At 57.4% G+C, this 20,136-nt stretch carries 21 protein-coding genes and 1 riboswitch; of the genes, 8 read left to right on the top strand and 13 right to left on the bottom strand.

Going from position 1 to position 20,136, the window contains the following annotated elements; all coding sequences use genetic code 11:
* Positions 1 to 64: 64 nt before the first annotated feature.
* From FHC49_RS11545 to rsd, 10 genes are all read right to left on the bottom strand, one after another.
* Entirely contained in the window at positions 65 to 382 is a 318-nt protein-coding gene (locus FHC49_RS11545) for a PTS lactose/cellobiose transporter subunit IIA (protein WP_035895909.1), read from the bottom strand.
* 7 nt (positions 383 to 389) lie between these two features.
* Entirely contained in the window at positions 390 to 695 is a 306-nt protein-coding gene (locus FHC49_RS11540) for a PTS sugar transporter subunit IIB (RefSeq protein ID WP_185669937.1), read from the bottom strand.
* Positions 696 to 950: 255 nt separating this feature from the next.
* A complete protein-coding gene (locus FHC49_RS11535; protein ID WP_220439821.1) occupies positions 951 to 2,495 on the bottom strand; it encodes a sensor domain-containing diguanylate cyclase in 1,545 nt (514 codons plus the stop codon).
* 240 nt (positions 2,496 to 2,735) lie between these two features.
* Positions 2,736 to 3,866 (bottom strand): 2-iminoacetate synthase ThiH, encoded by a 1,131-nt coding sequence (gene thiH / locus FHC49_RS11530; RefSeq protein ID WP_220439816.1) that lies wholly within the window; start codon positions 3,864 to 3,866, stop codon positions 2,736 to 2,738.
* The gene (gene thiG, locus FHC49_RS11525) at positions 3,863 to 4,633 is read right to left on the bottom strand and encodes a thiazole synthase (protein ID WP_185669935.1); all 771 of its coding nucleotides are present in this window, start codon (positions 4,631 to 4,633) and stop codon (positions 3,863 to 3,865) included. Before thiG ends, thiH begins: the two co-directional genes overlap by 4 nt.
* Before the next feature lies 1 nt (position 4,634).
* Positions 4,635 to 4,835 (bottom strand): sulfur carrier protein ThiS, encoded by a 201-nt coding sequence (gene thiS, locus FHC49_RS11520; protein ID WP_185669934.1) that lies wholly within the window; start codon positions 4,833 to 4,835, stop codon positions 4,635 to 4,637.
* A complete protein-coding gene (gene thiF, locus FHC49_RS11515) occupies positions 4,816 to 5,574 on the bottom strand; it encodes a thiazole biosynthesis adenylyltransferase ThiF (protein ID WP_220439815.1) in 759 nt (252 codons plus the stop codon). Before thiF ends, thiS begins: the two co-directional genes overlap by 20 nt.
* Positions 5,567 to 6,202, bottom strand: a complete 636-nt coding sequence (gene thiE / locus FHC49_RS11510) for a thiamine phosphate synthase (protein ID WP_220439814.1) — start codon at positions 6,200 to 6,202, stop codon at positions 5,567 to 5,569. Before thiE ends, thiF begins: the two co-directional genes overlap by 8 nt.
* Positions 6,202 to 8,100, bottom strand: a complete 1,899-nt coding sequence (gene thiC / locus FHC49_RS11505; RefSeq protein WP_220439813.1) for a phosphomethylpyrimidine synthase ThiC — start codon at positions 8,098 to 8,100, stop codon at positions 6,202 to 6,204. The genes thiE and thiC overlap by 1 nt, the downstream gene beginning before the upstream one ends.
* Before the next feature lie 83 nt (positions 8,101 to 8,183).
* Positions 8,184 to 8,293, bottom strand: a riboswitch (TPP riboswitch).
* Positions 8,294 to 8,346: 53 nt separating this feature from the next.
* Positions 8,347 to 8,832 (bottom strand): sigma D regulator, encoded by a 486-nt coding sequence (rsd, locus tag FHC49_RS11500; RefSeq protein WP_185669930.1) that lies wholly within the window; start codon positions 8,830 to 8,832, stop codon positions 8,347 to 8,349.
* A gap of 98 nt (positions 8,833 to 8,930) precedes the next feature.
* Here rsd and nudC point away from each other — a divergent pair, with 98 nt between their 5' ends.
* From nudC to FHC49_RS11470, 6 genes are all read left to right on the top strand, one after another.
* Positions 8,931 to 9,704 carry an NAD(+) diphosphatase gene (gene nudC, locus FHC49_RS11495; RefSeq protein ID WP_185669929.1) on the top strand — a complete coding sequence of 258 codons (774 nt, stop codon included), beginning with the start codon at positions 8,931 to 8,933 and terminating at the stop codon, positions 9,702 to 9,704.
* 40 nt (positions 9,705 to 9,744) lie between these two features.
* Complete coding sequence (gene hemE / locus FHC49_RS11490) at positions 9,745 to 10,809, top strand: uroporphyrinogen decarboxylase (protein ID WP_185669928.1); 1,065 nt, start codon at positions 9,745 to 9,747, stop codon at positions 10,807 to 10,809.
* Between the two features lie 9 nt (positions 10,810 to 10,818).
* Positions 10,819 to 11,499: a deoxyribonuclease V gene (nfi, locus tag FHC49_RS11485; protein WP_220439812.1), complete on the top strand. Its 681-nt coding sequence runs from the start codon at positions 10,819 to 10,821 to the stop codon at positions 11,497 to 11,499.
* 33 nt (positions 11,500 to 11,532) lie between these two features.
* Positions 11,533 to 12,123 (top strand): YjaG family protein, encoded by a 591-nt coding sequence (locus FHC49_RS11480; RefSeq protein WP_185669926.1) that lies wholly within the window; start codon positions 11,533 to 11,535, stop codon positions 12,121 to 12,123.
* Between the two features lie 186 nt (positions 12,124 to 12,309).
* Positions 12,310 to 12,582 carry a nucleoid-associated protein HU-alpha gene (gene hupA, locus FHC49_RS11475; protein ID WP_001044509.1) on the top strand — a complete coding sequence of 91 codons (273 nt, stop codon included), beginning with the start codon at positions 12,310 to 12,312 and terminating at the stop codon, positions 12,580 to 12,582.
* 12 nt (positions 12,583 to 12,594) lie between these two features.
* Positions 12,595 to 13,287, top strand: coding sequence for a DUF1481 domain-containing protein (locus FHC49_RS11470; RefSeq protein ID WP_220439820.1), 693 nt, complete (start codon positions 12,595 to 12,597; stop codon positions 13,285 to 13,287).
* A gap of 3 nt (positions 13,288 to 13,290) precedes the next feature.
* Here FHC49_RS11470 and zraP read toward each other — a convergent pair whose 3' ends face one another.
* Positions 13,291 to 13,731 carry a zinc resistance sensor/chaperone ZraP gene (zraP, locus tag FHC49_RS11465; protein WP_185669925.1) on the bottom strand — a complete coding sequence of 147 codons (441 nt, stop codon included), beginning with the start codon at positions 13,729 to 13,731 and terminating at the stop codon, positions 13,291 to 13,293.
* A 251-nt stretch (positions 13,732 to 13,982) separates the two neighbouring features.
* Between zraP and zraS the strand changes: the two genes are divergently transcribed.
* Positions 13,983 to 15,362 (top strand): two-component system sensor histidine kinase ZraS, encoded by a 1,380-nt coding sequence (zraS, locus tag FHC49_RS11460; protein ID WP_220439811.1) that lies wholly within the window; start codon positions 13,983 to 13,985, stop codon positions 15,360 to 15,362.
* Entirely contained in the window at positions 15,359 to 16,690 is a 1,332-nt protein-coding gene (gene zraR, locus FHC49_RS11455) for a sigma-54-dependent response regulator transcription factor ZraR (protein ID WP_220439810.1), read from the top strand. Before zraS ends, zraR begins: the two co-directional genes overlap by 4 nt.
* Here the strand turns inward: zraR and purD are convergent.
* Both purD and purH read right to left on the bottom strand, forming a co-directional pair.
* Positions 16,687 to 17,976, bottom strand: coding sequence for a phosphoribosylamine--glycine ligase (gene purD / locus FHC49_RS11450; RefSeq protein ID WP_185669922.1), 1,290 nt, complete (start codon positions 17,974 to 17,976; stop codon positions 16,687 to 16,689). The genes zraR and purD overlap by 4 nt on opposite strands.
* A gap of 15 nt (positions 17,977 to 17,991) precedes the next feature.
* Positions 17,992 to 19,581 carry a bifunctional phosphoribosylaminoimidazolecarboxamide formyltransferase/IMP cyclohydrolase gene (gene purH / locus FHC49_RS11445; protein ID WP_220439809.1) on the bottom strand — a complete coding sequence of 530 codons (1,590 nt, stop codon included), beginning with the start codon at positions 19,579 to 19,581 and terminating at the stop codon, positions 17,992 to 17,994.
* Positions 19,582 to 20,136 lie beyond the last annotated feature (555 nt).

The following is a 20,136-nucleotide window of genomic DNA, read 5'->3' as shown; positions in this document are numbered from 1 at the left end:
CTTTCTGGCCTACAAAAACAAAAGGCACCCAGATGGGTGCCTTTTGCTATTCCGTTTTGAGCTTTTAGCTAACCAGTGGAATACGGCGATACAGTTCAATCATGTCGGTCGCCAGATCCTGGATAACCATCGCGTTCATCAGGTGGTCCTGAGAGTGAACGGTGATCAGATTGACCGGCAGTTTACCCGTGCCTTCGTCAATGCCGATAAGCTGGGTCTGGATACCATGGGCCAGTTTGACGAACTCGCGAGACTCTTCCATCGCTTTTTCCGCGCCCTCAAAGTCACCTTTGCGAGCCAGCTGCAGCGCAGTTAATGCTGAACTACGTGCGGCACCGGCGTTCACCAGCAGCTCCATGATGATTGATTCTAAATCTTCCACGTCTTTCTCACTCCATTAACTTAAGGGCTTTCTCAAGCACAACATCGCCTTTCATCATGCCGTAGTCCATCATATCGATGACGGCGACCGTTTTACCCAGTGGGTCAGCCAAAGCCTGCAGCTTAGCTTGTTCATACTTCACCTGCGGACCCAATAGTACGATGTCCGCATCGTTAAGATTTGCTTTAAATTCGGCCACCGGTACGGCTTTAATTGAGACTTCAATGCCTTTTTTCTGTGCCGCATCCTTCATACGTTGGACCAACATGCTGGTGGACATACCTGCAGCGCAGCATAAAACGATATTCTTCATAATGCTCCCTCATGACCCGTGATGACTCATGTTTATCGCGAGCTGAAACGTTCAACAACTGCTTTACGATGATTGTGTGTAAGCCATCACAAAGATCGGCCTAAAAAACTGAAACCGGTTACAGTTTGCATGATTTAGCGTGCAAAAAATGAAGAAGGATAGGTAGCCCGGCTGAGCAATGTGACGCCGGGATTTTGCACCGCGCTGCCCCGGAGTCGGTGCGGCTGCACCTCGTCCGGGCTACACAAGAGTGGGTTATGCGTCGTGAGTCGTTCGCAGGATGCGGTTTTTCCCCTGGCGCTTGGCTTTATAAAGCGCCTCGTCGACGCTCGATACCAGATGGTCCAGCGTCTCCATGTGCCATTCGCCGAGCCCGGCGCTGAAGGTGACATGCAGCCCTTCTTCACGCCAGTTTCTATTGGCAACATTCATCCGCCATAGCTCGAGTAGCGCTGCCGCCTCGGCAATATGTTCCGCGGTGAAAATAACCGCGAACTCCTCGCCGCCGTAGCGGTAGAGCGACAGCCCGTGTGCCTGGAGAATCGTTATTCCTTCGCGGGCCACGTTGCGCAGCACAATATCGCCGCTGAGGTGACCCCAGGTATCATTGATGGATTTGAAGTTGTCGATATCGACCAGCGCCAGCGCGAACGACTGTCGGTCGTTCATCAAGGCGGTAATGTCGGTATCAAAGGCCCAGCGGTTTTTACAGCCGGTCAGTGAGTCAACGGTCGCCTGGCGTACATAGGCCTGCTCACGCTCTTTGTTGGTTTCAATCGCCTTATGCAGCATCACCTCAAGGCCGGGCGCACGGTTGGTATCGCCGGTTTTGATGGCATTAATAATGTTCATCAGAATACCGCGGGAAGCATGACGCAAATACAGGCCGAATGTGATGATGATAAGACCGGCCAGCGCGAAGCCCCAGGAGATGATGATGCTCTCATGCTGTGCCAACATGCTGAGCGTATGGCCGGAGACTTTGTAGATGACGAACCAGTCAGGATTGGTGAACGAATAGTAGTAATACCAGGTCCGGCTCTGCTTATCGAATACCTCGCCTTCGCCAGCTGTCATGCTGGTCAGCAGCTGTGAAGAAACGACCGTCTGGAAGAGTTTGCCGGTGTCGGAGTGCAGCAGCGCCTGACCCTGACGGTTCACCACGAAGAAATCCCCCTGTACCGGCGGACGCATCTGGCGCAGGGTGTGGCTCATGGCGGCCAGGTCAAAATGGAAGGCCAGCGTTCCCTTCAGCTTGCCGTCGGGGGAGATGACCGGCTTCGCCAGCGTCACGGTCTGCTGCTGGGTATAGAAATCGGTGTACGGCTGCGTATAGCGGCTGAAAATACCGACATCACCCTGATGGACGAACCAGGGGCGGGTGGTCGCATCAAAGACCGGAGCGTTCTGCCGCTGCACCGCCTGCGGCGCACGCAGATAGTGACCTTCGGTATCGGCGACAGAGAGTGAAGAAACCGTTGGCATCATCGACAGCAACTGCATCATCGATTGCAGCCCTTTCTCAGGATCGAGATTCACCACCTTGTTCAGCTCGTCGTTGCGGGCCAAATAGTTCGTGGCGCGTCCCAGAATATAATCATTTTCGTTGAGAATAGATTCGGCGTAGTTGACCGCCAGGTTGTGGGTGAAGTTGCGGTTGATACTATGATAATCGCGAATAATATCGTTGCGCTGGATGATGGTTACCAGAATGGCAATAGCGATAAAGCACAGAATAATGCCAGCAAAACTGATAAAGATCGGGGTAGTAAACGACAGCCGTCTGCTGTGAGAACTCATCATGGTTTCCATTCCTGGGAGAGATTGCAGAAGACCAGAACCAGAGCGAGTTGGTACTGCAATTTAATACACATATTTATGACTCAATAATTATACTTTATTGGCGTAAAGATGAATATTTGTTCTAAATATATAGATTAAATCGCTATTACAAGTCGGTTTTAATGAAACAATATTTCGTTAAAAGCTGAAGAAGGGCAGCGGAAAAAGCAGGCTGCCCTGAAGAAGTATAGCTGACGTTTAGCGGGCTGCGCTGCGCCCAAGCCAGCTATCCCAATCTTTCCATACCGGCTGCAGGCCGCGAGCGGCTAGCGCGCTGGCCACTTCGGCAGGCGTTCTGGCATCGTGCGGGGAGAACTGCTCCAGTTCCGGGCGATTGTCGGCGTAGCCGCCGGGCTGGGTTTTCGAGAATGCGCTGACGTTATTGATAGCCAGCGGAATAACCCGATCCCGAAACCACGGTGATTCGCGGGTGGAGAGCGACAGTTCGGTCTCTGGAGAGAACAGACGGAACGCGCAGATTGTCTGCACCAGCTGGCGTTCATCCATCAGCGACGCGGGTTCAATGCCGCCTGCACACGGTCGCAGCCGTGGGAAGGAAATAGAGTAACGGCTTTGCCAGTAGCGCTGCTGCAGCCACAGCAGGTGCTCGGCCACCATAAAACAGTCAACCCGCCAGCTATCGGAAAGGCCAATCAGCGCGCCGAGGCCAATTTTATCGATCCCGGCTTGCCCCAGACGGTCCGGCGTGTCGAGCCGCCAGAAGAAGTCCTGCTTTTTGCCTTTCAGATGGTGCTGCGCGTACATCGCTTCATGGTAGGTCTCCTGGTAGACCATCACCCCATCCAGCCCCAGGGTTTTTAGCTCGGCATACTCTTCGGTCGCCAGCGGCTGCACTTCCATATGCAACGAGGCAAACTGCTGGCGAATGTCCGGCAGATGGCGACGGAAGTAGTCCATGCCGACCTTTCCCTGATGCTCGCCGGTGACCAGCAGGAGATGCTCAAAGCCCATCTCGCGTATCGCTCCGCACTCGCGGGCAATTTCTGCTTCATCCAGCGTCTTGCGCTTGATGCGGTTACTCATGGAGAAGCCGCAGTAGGTGCAGTCGTTGGCGCAGAGATTCGAGAGATAAAGCGGCACGTAGAAGCTGACGGTATTGCCAAAGCGCTGACGGGTGAGCTTTTGCGCCCGCTGGGCCAGCGGCTCCAGATAGTCGGCAGCAGCAGGGGAGAGCAGAGCCATCAGATCGTCGCGGCTAAGCTGTGAAGCGCCGAGCGCCCGTTCCACGTCGACGGAGGTTTTGCCGTTGATGCGTAAACGGATGTCGTCCCACTCCAGCTGCCGCCAGCGGTCGCTGAACGTTTTCATGCCAGCGCCTCCAGAAAACCGGTTAATGGGCTGGTGGCGCTGGCCTGCGTGCTACGGTTTCCCGGCACCGCCTGACGCGCCAGCAGCCCGGCTTCGACCGCCAGACGGAAGGCGGTTGCCATGGTGACCGGGTCGTCCGCCACGGCAATGGCCGTGTTGACCAGCACCGCATCGGCGCCCATCTCCAGCGCCTGCGCTGCATGGCTAGGCACACCGATCCCGGCATCCACCACCACCGGCACGGTGGCCTGCTGGATGATGATCTCCAGCATGGCCCTGGTCTCCAGCCCCTGATTAGAGCCGATAGGCGCGCCAAGCGGCATCACCGCCGCGCAGCCCACCTCTTCCAGCCGCTTACACAGCACCGGGTCAGCGCCGCAGTATGGCAGCACCACAAAGCCCTGCTTTACCAGCGCTTCGGCAGCTTTCAGCGTCTCAATCGGGTCTGGCAGCAGCCAACGGGCGTCGGGGTGAATTTCGAGCTTCAGCCAGTTTGTTCCCAGCGCTTCACGCGCTAGCTGGGCGGCAAAGATAGACTCCTCGGCGGTTTTTGCCCCCGAGGTGTTGGGCAGCAGCGTTACGCCCGCGTCAACCAGCGGGGCCAGAATCGCGTCGTTGTGCTGACGTAAATCCACCCGCTTCATCGCCAGCGTCACCAGTTGGCTGCCGGAAGCGCGAATGGCCTCGACCATCAGTTGTGACGAGGCAAATTTGCCGGTGCCGGTAAACAGATGTGAATCAAACGTTTTGTCCGCAATACGTAACATATCAACCCCCTGCAATAACTTGAAAGAGCAGGATCTGGTCGCCTTCCTGCACGATGTGCTGCTGCCATTGGTCGCGTGGCAGAATCTGTTGGTTCAGCGCCAGTGCGGTGCCCGGTTTAAGCTGATTAAGCTGGACGAGCAGTTCGCTGACGGTCTGTCCCTCGGCGCACTGCATCGCTTCATCATTGAACTGAATCTGCATGTCGCCCTCCGCATACCGGGCAGCCCTGGGCGCGACGCAGCGCGAGGCTGCGCCACTGGCTGGTTTTGCCGTCGAACAGACGCAGTTCACCGCTCGGTGTGTCGATGCCGCTCAACAGCTTGATGGCTTCCAGCGCCTGTAACGTACCCATCACGCCAACCACAGGGCCGACGATGCCCGCGGTGCGGCAGTTGCGCTCCGGCTCCGCATCGTCCGGCCACAGACAGCGGTAGCATCCTTGCTCCCATGGCGGCGTCAGCACCATGATCTGGCCGCCAAAGCCGACGGCGCTGGCGGTGATAAGCGGCGTATTGAGCGCCACGCAGGCGGCGTTGATCGCCTGACGCGTTGCCATGTTGTCGGTACAGTCGAGCACCACGTCAGCGCGTGATACCGCGTGGTGTAGCGCATCGCCGGTCAGCCGCTGCTGTAGTGCCACCAGGTCAATATCCGGGTTAAGCCGCGCCAGCCGCTGCTGAGTAACCTGCGCTTTTGAGCGAGCAATATCGTCGGTGGTGAACAGGATTTGCCGTTGCAGATTACTGAGATGCACCTCGTCGTCGTCCGCCAGCGTCAGCGTGCCGACGCCCGCCCCCGCCAGATACAGCGCGGCAGGCGAGCCCAGCCCGCCTAAACCGACGATCAGCACATGGCTGCCGAGCAGTTTTTGCTGGCCATCAATGGCGATATCGCCGAGCAGGATCTGCCGGCTATAGCGCATAAAGTCGCGGTCATTCATCGCCCACTCCTGCGATAGCCAGCAGCTGTGCCGTGGCTTCACGCCAGTCCGCCGCTTGAGTAATGGCGCTGACCACGGCAATGCTGCCCACGCCGGTCGCCAGTACGTCAGGCGCGCGTGCAAGGCTGATGCCGCCGATAGCGACGGTCGGATAATCATCCAGACGCGCGATATGGCCTGCCAACTGCGTCAGCCCCTGCGGCGCGGAAGGCATCTGTTTGGTTTGGGTGGGAAAGACGTGGCCCAGTGCGATATACGACGGTCGAGCGGCGAGCGCCACGTCAATCTCCATATCGTCGTGGGTCGACACACCAAGGCGAAGGCCCGCAGCCTGAATGGCTTTCAGGTCCGTAGTTTCCAGATCCTCCTGGCCCAGATGCACCCCGTAGGCGCGGTGCTTGATAGCCAATCGCCAGTAGTCGTTGATAAACAGGCGGGCGTCATAGCGTCGGCCCAGCGCGATGGCGGCTATCACATCCGCTTCAACCTCGTCGTCGCGCTTGTCTTTGATTCGCAGTTGAATGGTACGCACGCCAGCTTCCAGCAGGCGTTCAATCCACATCACGCTGTCCACCACCGGGTAAAGTCCGAGGCGAAACGGTACCGTTGGGAAATCGGGCTGGTACATCAGGCCTCCTCGCGTTTCAGGTAAATTTCACCGCCTTTGGCGCGGAAGTTCTCCGACATATCCGCCATGCCCACTTCAATCGTCTGGGCGGCGGCGTAATCGCGTACTTCCTGGCTGATTTTCATCGAGCAGAATTTCGGCCCACACATGGAACAGAAGTGGGCGACTTTACCGGATTCCTGCGGCAGGGTTTCATCGTGATAGGCACGGGCGGTGAACGGGTCGAGCGCGAGGTTAAACTGATCTTCCCAGCGGAATTCGAAGCGCGCTTTCGACATGGCGTTATCGCGGATCTGCGCGCCCGGATGCCCTTTCGCCAGGTCGGCGGCGTGGGCGGCAATTTTGTAGGTGATCAGCCCCTGCTTCACATCCTCTTTGTTTGGCAGGCCAAGGTGCTCTTTCGGCGTAACGTAGCAGAGCATCGCGCAGCCAAACCAGCCAATCATCGCCGCGCCAATGCCGGAGGTGAAATGGTCGTAGCCCGGCGCGATATCGGTGGTCAACGGCCCTAAGGTGTAGAACGGTGCTTCGTGGCAGTGCTCCAGCTCTTCGGTCATGTTGCGCTGAATCATCTGCATCGGCACGTGGCCCGGGCCTTCAATCATCACCTGCACATCGTACTCCCAGGCGATTTTGGTCAGCTCGCCCAGCGTGTGCAGCTCGGAGAACTGCGCTTCGTCGTTGGCGTCCTGAATCGAGCCCGGACGCAGACCGTCGCCCAGCGACAGCGATACGTCGTAGGCGGCACAGATTTCACAGATTTCACGGAAGTGCTGGTAGAGGAAGTTTTCCTGATGATGGGAGAGACACCATTTCGCCATGATAGAACCACCGCGAGAGACGATGCCGGTCAGGCGCTTGGCGGTCATCGGCACGTAGCGCAGCAGCACGCCCGCGTGGATGGTGAAGTAGTCGACGCCCTGTTCGGCCTGCTCCAGCAGCGTATCGCGGAAAGCTTCCCAGGTAAGATCTTCAGCGATCCCGTTGACCTTCTCCAGCGCCTGGTAGATCGGCACGGTGCCGATCGGAACCGGGCTGTTACGCAGGATCCATTCGCGGGTTTCGTGGATATAGCGGCCGGTCGACAGGTCCATCACCGTATCCGCGCCCCAACGGGTGGACCACACCAGTTTTTCCACTTCCTCTTCAATGGAGGAGGTTACCGCCGAGTTACCGATATTGGCGTTCACCTTCACGAGGAAGTTGCGGCCGATGATCATCGGCTCGGATTCCGGGTGGTTGATGTTGGCAGGAATGATGGCGCGCCCGGCGGCGACTTCATCACGCACGAATTCCGGCGTGATGTTCTCCGGCAGGCGTGCACCGAAGGCCATGCCAGGGTGCTGGTGGCGCAATACTTCGCTGCGAATGCGCTCGCGGCCCATGTTTTCACGAATGGCGATGAACTCCATTTCCGGCGTCACAATCCCCTGACGGGCATAGTGCAGTTGAGTGACGCATTTACCTGCTTTGGCGCGCTTCGGCGTCAACAGGCCGCTGAAACGTAGATCGTCCAGCCCATCATCGGCCAGGCGCTCTTTGGTGTAGGCGGAGCTACGGTCATCCAGTTCTTCGCTGTCATCGCGAGCGACAATCCACGGCTGGCGCAGCTTGGCCAGCCCCTGCTGGACGTTAATCGCGACGTCCGGGTCGCCGTAGGGGCCGGACGTGTCGTACACCGGTACCGCTTCGTTCGCTTCGAACTGTGGGTTCTCTTTGTTGCCGCCAATTAGCGTAGGGCTCAGCTGAATTTCGCGCATCGGAATGCGGATATCCGGCTGCGAACCGGTGATGTAGATACGTTGGGAGTTCGGGAACGCGGTGCCTTCCAGGGTATCGATAAAGTGTTGGGCCTGGGCGCGCTGTTCGCGGCGTGATGGTTTAGTAGTGGCAGACATAGCTCATTCCAAATAAAAGTAAGGACATGGCTTGTCAGACGACGGATGAAGCAAGAGAGAAGATCGCCCTTGGGCGATGCGACTATAGATTGACTCTTGTTCCCTTCGCAGGTCTTAACCTGATCAGGTTCCGCGGATCCCGAATTAACGGTCTCAGCCCGTGCTTGCGCACTGGGCACTCCGACAAGAAGTAACCTCAGATGATGAGAGGTAATGAATGTAAACTACTCGTTAATGCGGCAAATCTCAAGCCGGGCGTTTTATTTCGTCCTCGCCGAGCGCCTCGAAGGTCAGCATGATGAGCTGGTCCTCCAACAGAAAACGGGCCTCCAGCGCTTCACCGATATCGGACAGCGCCTGCTGGAAGGCATACACGTTATCCTGGTCGATAGCGTTCTCCAGCGTAGAGTCGTAGTAGTCCATAATTTGTTGGGTATTGGCGTCCAGCAGCGGCCAGATTTTGCTGGCGTTTAAAAGCGGACTGTTGCCTTCCATTTTATGGATAATGCGTTCATAAATACTGAAATGACCGGCGGACAGATAGTCGACCAGGCGCTGGCAAAAATCATCGAGCGCTTTCTCATTAAGACGCATGAACGATTCTTTGCCAGGCTTAAGGCCAACCAGATTGTAGTAAGCCACGAGCAGGTGCTTACGAATATTCAGCCAGCGGTCGACCAGTCTGTGGTGTCCTTTTACACGCTCTGTCAGGCTCTCTAACTGGTTTAACATAGGTTGACCCCCGCATCAGTAAGTTTAAAATCTGCTCACGTCAATATGTAAATATTATGTTAATAAAATGCCTATGAACCGAAGGTAGCGCAAGAGATATGGATCGTATAATTGAAAAATTGGATCGCGGCTGGTGGATAGTCAGCCACGAACAAAAATTATGGTTGCCCGGTGGGGAATTACCATATGGCGAAGCGGTAAATTTCGATCTTGTGGGTCAGCACGCACTCCAGATTGGTGAGTGGGAAGGTGATCCGGTTTGGCTGGTACAGCAGCAGCGTCGCCACGATATGGGCACCGTGCGTCAGGTTCTCGACCAGGACGTGGGCCTGTTCCAGCTTGCCGGGCGCGGCGTGCAGCTGGCGGAGTTTTACCGCTCGCACAAATTCTGCGGCTACTGCGGCCATACCATGCACCCGAGCAAAACCGAATGGGCGATGCTGTGCAGCCACTGCCGTGAGCGCTACTACCCGCAGATAGCGCCGTGCATTATCGTCGCCATTCGCCGCGATGATTCAATCCTCCTTGCCCAACACGTTCGCCATCGCAACGGCGTGCATACCGTGCTGGCCGGTTTTGTCGAAGTGGGCGAAACCTTAGAGCAGGCGGTGGCGCGTGAAGTGATGGAAGAGAGCGGTATTAAGGTGAAGAACCTGCGCTACGTCACCTCCCAGCCGTGGCCGTTCCCGCAATCGCTGATGACCGCCTTTATGGCGGAGTACGACAGTGGCGACATCGTTATCGATCCCAAGGAGCTGCTTAACGCCAACTGGTATCGCTATGACGATCTCCCGCTTCTGCCGCCGCCGGGCACCGTGGCGCGTCGTCTGATCGAAGATACCGTGGCAATGTGTCGGGCTGAATACGACTGACATGTTACAATAGGCGCATCAACGCTAAAGGAATGTAAACATGAGCGAACTGAAGAACGATCGTTATCTGCGTGCGCTGCTGCGCCAGCCCGTAGACGTGACCCCGGTATGGATGATGCGCCAGGCAGGCCGCTATTTGCCGGAGTACAAGGCAACCCGCGCCCATGCTGGTGATTTTATGTCGCTGTGCAAAAACGCCGAGCTGGCCTGCGAAGTCACGCTGCAGCCGCTGCGTCGCTTCCCGCTTGATGCGGCGATCCTCTTCTCGGATATCCTGACCATTCCGGATGCGATGGGGCTGGGGCTGTACTTCGAAGCCGGGGAAGGCCCGCGCTTTACCTCGCCAATCACCAGCAAAGCGGATGTAGAAAAGCTGCCGATTCCGGACCCGGAAGGTGAGCTGGGCTATGTGATGAACGCGGTGCGTACCATTCGCCGTGAACTAAAGGGCGAAGTGCCGCTGATTGGTTTCTCCGGCAGTCCGTGGACGCTGGCGACCTATATGGTGGAAGGCGGCAGCAGCAAAGCCTTTACCACTATCAAAAAGATGATGTACGCCGACCCTAAAGCGCTGCACCTCCTGCTTGATAAGCTGGCGCAGAGCGTCACGCTGTACCTCAACGCGCAGATTAAAGCCGGCGCGCAGTCGGTGATGATTTTCGATACCTGGGGCGGCGTGCTGACCGGTCGCGACTATCAGCAGTTCTCGCTGTATTACATGCACAAAATCGTGGATGGCCTACTGCGTGAAAACGACGGTCGCCGCGTGCCGGTGACGCTGTTCACCAAAGGCGGCGGTCAGTGGCTGGAAGCAATGGCGGAAACCGGCTGCGATGCGCTGGGCCTCGACTGGACCACCGATATCGCTGATGCGCGCCGTCGCGTAGGCCATAAAGTGGCTCTGCAGGGCAATATGGACCCGTCCATGCTCTATGCGCCTGCGGCACGCATTGAAGAAGAAGTGGCGACGATTCTGGCCGGTTTTGGTCAGGGTGAAGGCCACGTCTTCAACCTCGGCCACGGCATTCATCAGGACGTGCCGCCGGAACATGCGGGTGTCTTCGTTGAAGCGGTGCACCGTCTGTCGGCGCAGTATCACCGCTAAGGGCGTCACGTGGATCTCGCGTCGCTGCGCGTGCAGCAGCTGGAGTTGGCCTCATCGGTGATCCGTGAGGATCGTTTCAACAGCGATCCGCCGGATCTGATCGGCGGCGCCGACGTTGGTTTTGAGCAGGGTGGCGAAGTGACGCGAGCGGCGATGGTCTTGCTGAAGTATCCGTCGCTGGAACTGGTCGAGTATCAGGTGGCGCGTATCGCCACCACCATGCCCTATATCCCCGGTTTTCTCTCCTTTCGCGAAACCCCGGCGCTGATGGCCGCGTGGCAGCAGCTTTCACACAAACCCGATCTGCTGTTCGTCGACGGTCACGGTATTTCCCATCCGCGTCGTTTGGGCGTCGCCAGCCATTTTGGCCTGCTGGTGGACGTGCCGACCATCGGCGTGGCGAAAAAACGGCTGTGCGGCAAGTTTGAGCCGCTTTCGCCAGAGGTTGGTGCGCTGGCGCCGCTGATGGACAAAGAGGAGCAACTGGCGTGGGTCTGGCGCAGCAAAGCGCGCTGTAACCCACTGTTTATCTCCACAGGCCATCGCGTCAGCCTCGAGAGCGCTTTAGGCTGGGTGCAGCGCTGTACCCAGGGCTACCGGCTGCCGGAGCCAACGCGCTGGGCAGACGCCGTGGCCTCAGAGCGTCCGGCTTTTATGCGCCTTGCAGCAAAACCGCCCCATATCGGGTAAACTGCGTCTAATTTCCGTATTCGAGAACTCATCATGTTACAAAACCCGATTCATCTGCGTCTGGAGAAGCTGGAAAGCTGGCAGCACGTCACCTTTATGGCCTGTCTTTGCGAACGCATGTACCCAAACTACGCCATGTTCTGCAAAGAGTCGGAATTTGGTGAGCCACAGTTGTACCGTCGTATCCTTGACCTCATCTGGGAAACCCTGACGGTCAAAGACGCGAAGGTAAACTTCGACAGCCAGCTGGAAAAGCTGGAAGAGGCGATCCCGGCAGCCGACGATTACGATATGTACGGCGTTTATCCAGCGATCGATGCCTGCGTGGCATTAAGTGAATTAATTCACTCTCGCCTGAGCGGTGAAACCCTCGAGCACGCGATCGAAGTCAGTAAGAGTTCTATTACCTCCGTGGCGATGCTGGAAATGACCCAGGCTGGTCGCGAAATGACCGATGAAGAGCTGCGTCTGAACCCTGCGGTAGAGCAAGAATGGGACATTCAGTGGGAGATTTTCCGCCTTTTAGCCGAGTGCGAAGAACGGGATATTGAACTGATTAAAGGGCTACGCGCAGACCTCCGCGAGGCCGGTGAGAGCAATATTGGTATAATTTTTCAGCAATGAGACAACAAAACGTGATTTACCGCCTGAATTGTCACGCCTGAAGGCTTCACATCTGCCCCCCGTCTGGTCTACATTTGGAGGGCGAAAAAAAGTGGCTATCGGTGCGTGTATGCAGGAGAGTGCTTTTATGGCATTTTCGTCGCACTCGATGCTTAGCAAGCGATAAACACATTGTAAGGATAACTTATGAACAAGACTCAACTGATTGATGTAATTGCGGACAAGGCTGAACTGTCTAAAACCCAGGCTAAAGCTGCACTGGAATCCACCCTGGCTGCTATTACTGAGTCTCTGAAAGAAGGTGATGCTGTACAACTGGTTGGTTTCGGTACCTTCAAAGTGAACCACCGCGCTGAGCGTACTGGCCGCAACCCGCAGACCGGTAAAGAAATCAAAATCGCCGCAGCTAACGTGCCGGCATTTGTTTCTGGCAAAGCACTGAAAGACGCAGTTAAGTAAGACCGCGTGGCAGTGAACAGTTTTAAAGAAGGGGCGGAACCGCCCCTTTCGTTCATCTGGTGCCGTTTATCGGCGCTGGCTGGCGTACTGTTGCTCACTGCCTGCAGCCATAACAGCACGCTACCTCCTTTCACCGCCAGCGGCTATGCTGACACGCAGGGTGCGGTTCGCATCTGGCGTAAAGATAGCGGCGGCGAGACCCATCTCTTAACGACGCTAAGTCCGTGGCACAGCGGCAATACCTCGACCAGCGAATACCGTTGGCAGGATGACAAGCTGCAGCTGATTGAACTCAACGTCTACGGTAAACCGTCCGAACATATTCGCGCCCGTTTCGATAGCAACGGCGAGCTGAGCTTTATGCAGCGCGAAACGGATGGACAGAAACAGCAGCTCTCCAGTGACCAGGTGGCGCTTTACCGCTACCGTGCCGAGCAGATCCGCCAGACCAGCGACGCGCTGCGGCTGGGGAAAGTGGTACTACGTCAGGGGCGCTGGCATGCCGACGGCTCCGTCACCACCTGTGAAGGCGAAACGGTGAAGCCTGATTTCGACTCTCGCGCCCTGGGGCATATTGCGAGCCGCCAGAGCCGTTCGTCCGCCGAAGTAAGCATTGCCTGGCTGGAGGCGCCGGAAGGCACTCAGCTCTTGCTGGTGGCGAACGAAGACTACTGCACCTGGCAGCCGACCGAAAAGAACTTCTAGGCCTTACCAGCGGTTCATGCCGCCCATATGACCCCCTCCGTTGTGCCCGCCCTGACAACCATAGCCCATCCCACCGTGACGGGGGATCCCAGCTTGCGCCATGGCGACATCAAACTTCACCCGCTGATTATCCAGCTTCTGTCGTAGCGTCTCGATCTCCTGCGCCACGCCCTCGATTTTCGCGCTATCCGGCTTATCGGCGGTTAGCAGGGCGTTGTACTCATAGCGCTTAGAGGTGAGCTGTTGTCGCAGCGCGCTGGTCTGGTTGTAAAAATCATCGTGTAGCTTCTGCGCCGTCGCTCGCTGTGCGTCGGTGAGCTGGCTGTAGCCGCCGTTATCACTGTTGTTGCCCCAGTGATGCGGCCCGGCTAGCGCCGCCCCGCTGGTGAAGGTGAATGCTGCGACGGCTAAGAGCGTAAGGGGCAGATTATTGTTCCGTTTCATGGTTGATTCTCCTGTGGTGTGGTTATCTTAGCTATTGCATCTTCTGTGCCAGACTCACAAACCGCGATAACGCCGAGGTTTTCAGGTCGCTAGCGGCAGAAGGCGAGTAAAAATGACCCGCGTCAGCCTACCCGGCGGGTCATTTTTACTCGTTGAAGCGGGACGTTTGTGCTTGCGGGCCGGGTTAGCGGGCGCGAAAAATGGCATGATTTCTGCTGAGGGATGATGACGGGAAAAGAGAAGGAAGCCCCATGAGCCTCATACGTTTACAGAAGGATTCGGTTGCGACCGGTATTAGCTGGCTGCTGACCGGCGTGATTTTGTTGCTGGTCTGCCTGTTCTCGGCGCTTATCGTGCGTGACTACGGGCGAGAAAGCGCATCGGCCCGGCAAACCATCCAGGAGAAAGGCAGCGTGCTTATCCGCGCGCTGGAGTCCGGCGCCCGCGTTGGCATGGGGATGCGTATGCATCATGCCCAGCTTCAGGCCATGCTGGAAGAGATGGCCTGGCAGCCGGGCGTACTGTGGTTTGCCGTCACCGATGAGCAGGGAACGGTGATGGCCCATAGCGACCCGCAGCAGGTGGGTAAGACGCTCTACGATACGCAGCAGATGCACGAACTGCAGGTTAGTGACACCGTGCGTGAACGACGCGTTGCAACACCTGAACCGGCGTTGGAGGTCTACCGGACGTTTCGCCCGCTGGATAGCGGCAACGGCCACCATATGCGCATGATGATGCGCCGGGAGGTGGTGACGACCCCGCAGGTGATTTTTGTCGCCTTTGATGTGCGTGAACTCGACGCCGAGCAGGCGCGCGGCCTGCGCAATATGATAGTGATGCTGTGCGCCGCCGGGCTGGTGATGGTGGCGACCATCCTCGCGCAGTTCTGGTTCCGTCGCTATCAACGCTCACGCAAGCTATTGCAGGAAGCGACCCACCGCAGAGAAAAGCTGGTGGCCTTAGGCCATCTGGCGGCCGGGGTGGCGCATGAAATCCGCAACCCGCTCTCGTCGATTAAGGGGCTGGCGAAGTACTTTGCTGAACGTACACCGCCGGGGGGAGAAGCCTACGCGCTGGCACAGGTGATGGCGAAAGAGGCTGACCGTCTGAACCGCGTGGTTAGCGACCTGCTGGAGCTGGTGCGCCCGGCGCATTTAAAATGGCAGTCGGTGGATCTCAACGAGGTGATTGCCCACTCGCTCCAGCTGGTCAGCCAGGATGCGCGTGGCCGGGAGATTACGCTGCAGTTCACTCCACCGCCTGCGTTACGCCGCATTCAGGCCGACCCGGACCGGCTGAATCAGGTGCTGCTGAATCTCTATCTCAACGCGATTCAGGCGATAGGTCACGGCGGTGTGATTACGGTAACGGCCAATGAGTGTAGCGACGGTCGCGTGAAGGTCACCGTCGCCGATAACGGCAAGGGGATGACGGCTGAGCAGCTACAGGCGATTTTCACCCCGTACTTCACCACCAAAGCCGACGGCACCGGTCTGGGGCTGGCGGTGGTACAGAACATTATTGAGCAGCATGGCGGAACCATTCACGCCGATAGCCGTCCCGGCGAGGGGGCCACATTTACCCTCTATCTGCCGGTTAATGAGCAACAAAAGGAACAGCAAGGATGAGCGTAGAGAAGGGCGATATTCTGGTGGTGGACGATGATATCAGCCACTGCACTATTCTCGAGGCGCTGCTGCGCGGGTGGGGATATCAGGTCTCGCTGGCGCATAACGGCCGGGAGGCGCTGGAACAGGTGCGCCAACGGGTATTTGATTTAGTGCTTTGCGATATCCGCATGGCGGAGATGGACGGCATTGCGACGCTCAAAGAGATAAAGGCCTGGAACCCGTCGATCCCGGTGCTGATCATGACCGCCTACTCCAGCGTGGGGACGGCGGTTGAGGCGCTAAAATCCGGCGCGCTGGATTACCTCATCAAGCCGTTAGACTTCGATAACCTACAGCAGACGCTGTCACAGGCGCTGGTGCATACCCGGCAGCCTGACGGCGCAGTTGAAGCTTCTCCCGCGGCTCAGTTCGGGATGGTCGGCGATAGCCCAGCCATGCAGGCGCTGCTGCACAATATCGCGCTGGTTGCCCCTTCTGATGCCACGGTGCTGATTCACGGCGAGTCGGGCACCGGTAAAGAGTTGGTGGCGCGAGCCCTACACGCCAGCAGCGCGCGCTGCGATAATCCGCTGGTGACGCTGAACTGCGCGGCGCTCAATGAGTCTTTGCTGGAGTCCGAACTGTTCGGCCACGAGAAAGGGGCGTTTACCGGTGCGGATAGGCGGCGGGAAGGGCGTTTTGTCGAAGCGAGTGGCGGGACCTTATTCCTCGACGAAATTGGCGATATCTCGCCGCTGATGCAGGTGCGCCTGCTGCGCGCGATTCAGGAACGCGAGGTGCAGCGCGTAGGCAGCAACCAGACCATTTCGGTGGATGTCCGCCTCATAGCCGCCACCCATCGCAATCTGGCGGAAGAGGTTAGCGCCGGGCGCTTTCGTCAGGATCTCTATTACCGACTGAACGTGGTGACCATTGACATGCCGCCGCTGCGTCAGCGGCGCGAAGATATTCCCGCTCTTGCGCACTACTTCCTGAAACGCTACGCCGAGCGCAACCGTAAAGCGGTGCAGGGATTTACCCCGCAGGCGATGGATCTGCTGATTCACTACGACTGGCCGGGCAATATTCGTGAACTGGAAAACGCGGTGGAGCGGGCGGTGGTGCTGCTGACGGGGGATTATATCTCTGAGCGCGAGCTGCCGCTGGCGATCGCGGGTACGCCGATACCGATGTTGTCGTCGGCCGATGATGAGATTCTGCCGCTGGTGGAGGTGGAAAAAGAGGTCATCCTGGCGGCGCTCGAAAAAACGGGCGGCAACAAAACTGAAGCCGCCCGTCAGTTGGGCATTACGCGCAAAACGCTGCTGGCCAAGCTCAGCCGTTAGTTTTGCTCACGCTCGATGGCGCGCCAGCCGATATCGCGACGGCTGAAGCTGCCGTCCCAGTGAATATCGGTCATTAAGGCGTAAGCGCGTTGCTGCGCTTCTGCCACGGTGTGGCCCAGCGCGGTGGCGCACAGCACGCGGCCGCCGCTGGTCAAAACGCGGTCATCGTCAGCGAGCTTGGTGCCCGCGTGGAAGACTTTACCGTCAGTTGAGGATTCCAGCGGCAGGCCGTGGATCTCATCACCGGTGTTGTAGTTGCCAGGGTAACCGCCCGCGGCAATCACTACGCCCAGCGAGGCGCGATCGTCCCACTCGGAGGTTTTTTCATCCAGCTTGCCGTCGCAGGCGGCCAGGCAAAGATCCACCAGATCCGACTTCATGCGCAGCATGATCGGCTGCGTTTCCGGATCGCCAAAGCGGCAGTTGAACTCGATAACCTTCGGGTTGCCCTGTTTGTCGATCATCAGGCCCGCGTACAGGAAGCCGGTGTAGGTATTACCTTCTGCCGCCATGCCTTTCACGGTTGGCCAGATGATGCGTTCCATGGTGCGCTGGTGGACTTCATCAGTCACTACCGGTGCCGGGGAGTAAGCCCCCATGCCGCCGGTGTTCGGGCCGGTGTCACCGTTGCCTACACGTTTATGATCCTGGCTGGTGGCCATCGGCAGCACGTGCTCACCGTCGACCATCACGATAAAGCTCGCTTCCTCGCCGTCGAGGAACTCTTCGATAACGATGCGGTGACCCGCGTCGCCAAAGGCGTTACCCGCCAGCATATCGTGTACGGCGGCTTCCGCTTCTTCGAGCGTCATCGCCACGATAACGCCTTTACCGGCGGCCAGGCCGTCGGCTTTGATAACAATCGGCGCGCCTTTCTCACGTAGATAGGCCAATGCTGGCTCAATCTCCGTGAAGTTCTGATATTCCGCCGTCGGGATCTGGTGACGAGCGAGGAAATCTTTGGTGAAGGCTTTGGAGCCTTCCAGCTGCGCCGCGCCTTCGGTTGGCCCGAAGATCTTCAGGCCAGCAGCGCGGAACGCATCGACTACGCCAATCACCAGCGGCGCTTCCGGGCCGACGATGGTCAGGTCAATCTTCTCGTTCTGGGCAAAGCTCAGCAGTGCCGGAATATCGGTGACGCCGATAGCCACGTTCTGCAACGCGGGCTCCAGTGCGGTACCGGCGTTACCTGGTGCGACAAAAACGGTATCAACCAGCGGAGACTGTGCCGCTTTCCAGCCCAGTGCGTGTTCGCGACCGCCGTTACCAATGACTAAAACTTTCATCGTCTGCTCCCTGAATTAATGGCGGAAGTGGCGCATGTCGGTGAAGATCATCGCGATACCGTGTTCATCGGCAGCGGCAATCACCTCTTCGTCGCGGATAGAACCGCCAGGCTGGATAACGCAGCTCACGCCAACGGCGGCAGCGGCATCAATGCCATCGCGGAACGGGAAGAATGCGTCGGAAGCCATGGCGGAGCCTTTCACTTCCAGACCTTCATCAGAAGCTTTAATGCCCGCGATTTTGGCGGAGTAAACGCGGCTCATCTGGCCTGCGCCTATACCGATAGTCATGTTCTCTTTGGCATACACAATGGCGTTGGACTTCACGAACTTCGCCACCTTCCAGCAGAACAGCGCATCGCGCAGCTCCTGCTCGGTAGGCTGACGTTTGGAAACGACGCGCAGTTCACCTTCGGTGACCATACCCAGGTCACGATCCTGAACCAGCAGGCCGCCGTTAACGCGTTTAAAGTCGAGACCCGGCACGCGCTGTGCCCACTGACCGCAGGTCAGGACGCGAACGTTCTGTTTAGCGGCGGTGATCTTCAGCGCTTCTTCGGTCGCGGATGGGGCGATGATCACTTCCACGAACTGGCGGGAAATAATCGCCTGCGCGGTTTCAGCATCCAGCTCGCGGTTGAAAGCGATGATGCCGCCGAACGCGGAGGTTGGGTCCGTTTTATAAGCGCGATCGTAAGCGTCGAGAATAGAAGTGCTTACCGCAACGCCGCATGGGTTCGCGTGCTTAACGATAACGCAGGCTGGTTCGTTGAACTCTTTCACGCACTCCAGCGCGGCATCGGTATCAGCGATGTTGTTATAAGAGAGCGCTTTGCCCTGAACCTGCTGCGCGGTGGCAACGGATGCCTCTTTGACGTTTTCTTCTATATAGAAGGCAGCCTGCTGGTGGCTGTTCTCGCCGTAGCGCATATCCTGCTTCTTAATGAAGTTCAGGTTCAGCGTACGCGGGAAACGACCCGCGGCTTCTTTGCTCTCACCGTGGTACGCCGGAACCATGCTGCCGAAGTAGTTGGCAATCATGCTGTCATAAGCGGCGGTGTGTTCGAAGGCTTTAATCGCGAGATCGAAACGGGTGTCGAGGGTCAGAGAACCTTCGTTCGCATCCATCTCTTTAATAATGGCGTCGTAGTCGCTGCTCTTGACGACGATCGCAACGTCTTTATGGTTCTTGGCGGCGGAGCGAACCATCGTTGGGCCGCCGATATCAATGTTCTCTACCGCATCTTCCAGCGAGCAGCCTTCACGGGCGACGGTCTCGGCGAACGGATAAAGGTTAACGACAACCATATCGATAGGCGCAATGTGATGCTGTTCCATAATGGCATCGTCCTGGCCGCGACGACCGAGGATGCCACCGTGTACTTTTGGATGCAGGGTCTTTACGCGTCCATCCATCATTTCCGGGAAACCGGTGTAATCGGAAACTTCGGTCACCGGCAGACCTTTTTCTGCTAACAGGCGGGCGGTGCCTCCTGTAGACAGCAGCTCCACACCGCGTGCGGAAAGTGCCTGGGCGAACTCGATGATACCGGCCTTGTCAGAAACACTGAGCAGAGCGCGGCGGACTGGACGACGTTGTTGCATGGTAAATCCCCTGGATTTGACTATTACAGAGAGCGTTAGGTGAATTCTTGCGTAAAAACTCAGCTAACGCCCCTTACGGGGCATCCTTGTTTTGCGGGTGCATTGTAACGAAAACGTTTGCGCAACGCTCGCGAATTTTTCTCTTTCCCTCAATTCCATTATTTCATCTCTATAGATGAGGGATAAAACCAGAAGACTCGCGAAAGCGATCCTTATTTCTGTGGATAACTCTGTGTGTAAATGGGTATAAGGCGGGGTTCTGCTGGGGATTTCAGCAGTCAGTCATTTTTCTGCAATTTAAGGGTTGCGGGCCTGAGGAAACTCCCTATAATGCGCCTCCATCGACACGGCGGATGTGAATCACTTCACACTAACTAGCTGGTTCGATTGAAGAGAAAAACCTGAAAATGAGGGTTGACTCTGAAAGAGGAAAGCGTAACATACGCCACCTCGCAACAGTGAGCGAAAGCCGTGTTGCACTGCTCTTTAACAATTTATCAGACAATCTGTGTGGGCACTCGAAGATACGGATTCTTAACGTCGCAAGACGATAAA

The organism is Kluyvera sp. EC_51 (assembly GCF_019584505.1).
Lineage (GTDB): Bacteria > Pseudomonadota > Gammaproteobacteria > Enterobacterales > Enterobacteriaceae > Kluyvera > Kluyvera sichuanensis.
The sequence above is the reverse complement of the archived record's forward strand: the minus strand, read 5'-3'. Positions and strand labels throughout refer to the sequence as shown.

Excerpts from the sequence above, each read along its gene's own strand:
- FHC49_RS11480 (WP_185669926.1), top strand. The coding sequence starts at position 11,533 with ATGTTACAAAACCCGATTCATCTGCGTCTGGAGAAGCTGGAAAGCTGG.
- thiH (WP_220439816.1), bottom strand. The coding sequence starts at position 3,866 with ATGAAAACGTTCAGCGACCGCTGGCGGCAGCTGGAGTGGGACGACATC.
- thiG (WP_185669935.1), bottom strand. The coding sequence starts at position 4,633 with ATGTTACGTATTGCGGACAAAACGTTTGATTCACATCTGTTTACCGGC.
- zraP (WP_185669925.1), bottom strand. The coding sequence starts at position 13,731 with ATGAAACGGAACAATAATCTGCCCCTTACGCTCTTAGCCGTCGCAGCA.
- thiC (WP_220439813.1), bottom strand. The coding sequence starts at position 8,100 with ATGTCTGCCACTACTAAACCATCACGCCGCGAACAGCGCGCCCAGGCC.
- thiF (WP_220439815.1), bottom strand. The coding sequence starts at position 5,574 with ATGAATGACCGCGACTTTATGCGCTATAGCCGGCAGATCCTGCTCGGC.
- FHC49_RS11535 (WP_220439821.1), bottom strand. The coding sequence starts at position 2,495 with ATGAGTTCTCACAGCAGACGGCTGTCGTTTACTACCCCGATCTTTATC.
- purH (WP_220439809.1), bottom strand. The coding sequence starts at position 19,581 with ATGCAACAACGTCGTCCAGTCCGCCGCGCTCTGCTCAGTGTTTCTGAC.
- hemE (WP_185669928.1), top strand. The coding sequence starts at position 9,745 with ATGAGCGAACTGAAGAACGATCGTTATCTGCGTGCGCTGCTGCGCCAG.
- hupA (WP_001044509.1), top strand. The coding sequence starts at position 12,310 with ATGAACAAGACTCAACTGATTGATGTAATTGCGGACAAGGCTGAACTG.
- zraR (WP_220439810.1), top strand. The coding sequence starts at position 15,359 with ATGAGCGTAGAGAAGGGCGATATTCTGGTGGTGGACGATGATATCAGC.
- purD (WP_185669922.1), bottom strand. The coding sequence starts at position 17,976 with ATGAAAGTTTTAGTCATTGGTAACGGCGGTCGCGAACACGCACTGGGC.
- zraS (WP_220439811.1), top strand. The coding sequence starts at position 13,983 with ATGAGCCTCATACGTTTACAGAAGGATTCGGTTGCGACCGGTATTAGC.
- thiS (WP_185669934.1), bottom strand. The coding sequence starts at position 4,835 with ATGCAGATTCAGTTCAATGATGAAGCGATGCAGTGCGCCGAGGGACAG.
- rsd (WP_185669930.1), bottom strand. The coding sequence starts at position 8,832 with ATGTTAAACCAGTTAGAGAGCCTGACAGAGCGTGTAAAAGGACACCAC.
- FHC49_RS11540 (WP_185669937.1), bottom strand. The coding sequence starts at position 695 with ATGAAGAATATCGTTTTATGCTGCGCTGCAGGTATGTCCACCAGCATG.
- nudC (WP_185669929.1), top strand. The coding sequence starts at position 8,931 with ATGGATCGTATAATTGAAAAATTGGATCGCGGCTGGTGGATAGTCAGC.
- thiE (WP_220439814.1), bottom strand. The coding sequence starts at position 6,202 with ATGTACCAGCCCGATTTCCCAACGGTACCGTTTCGCCTCGGACTTTAC.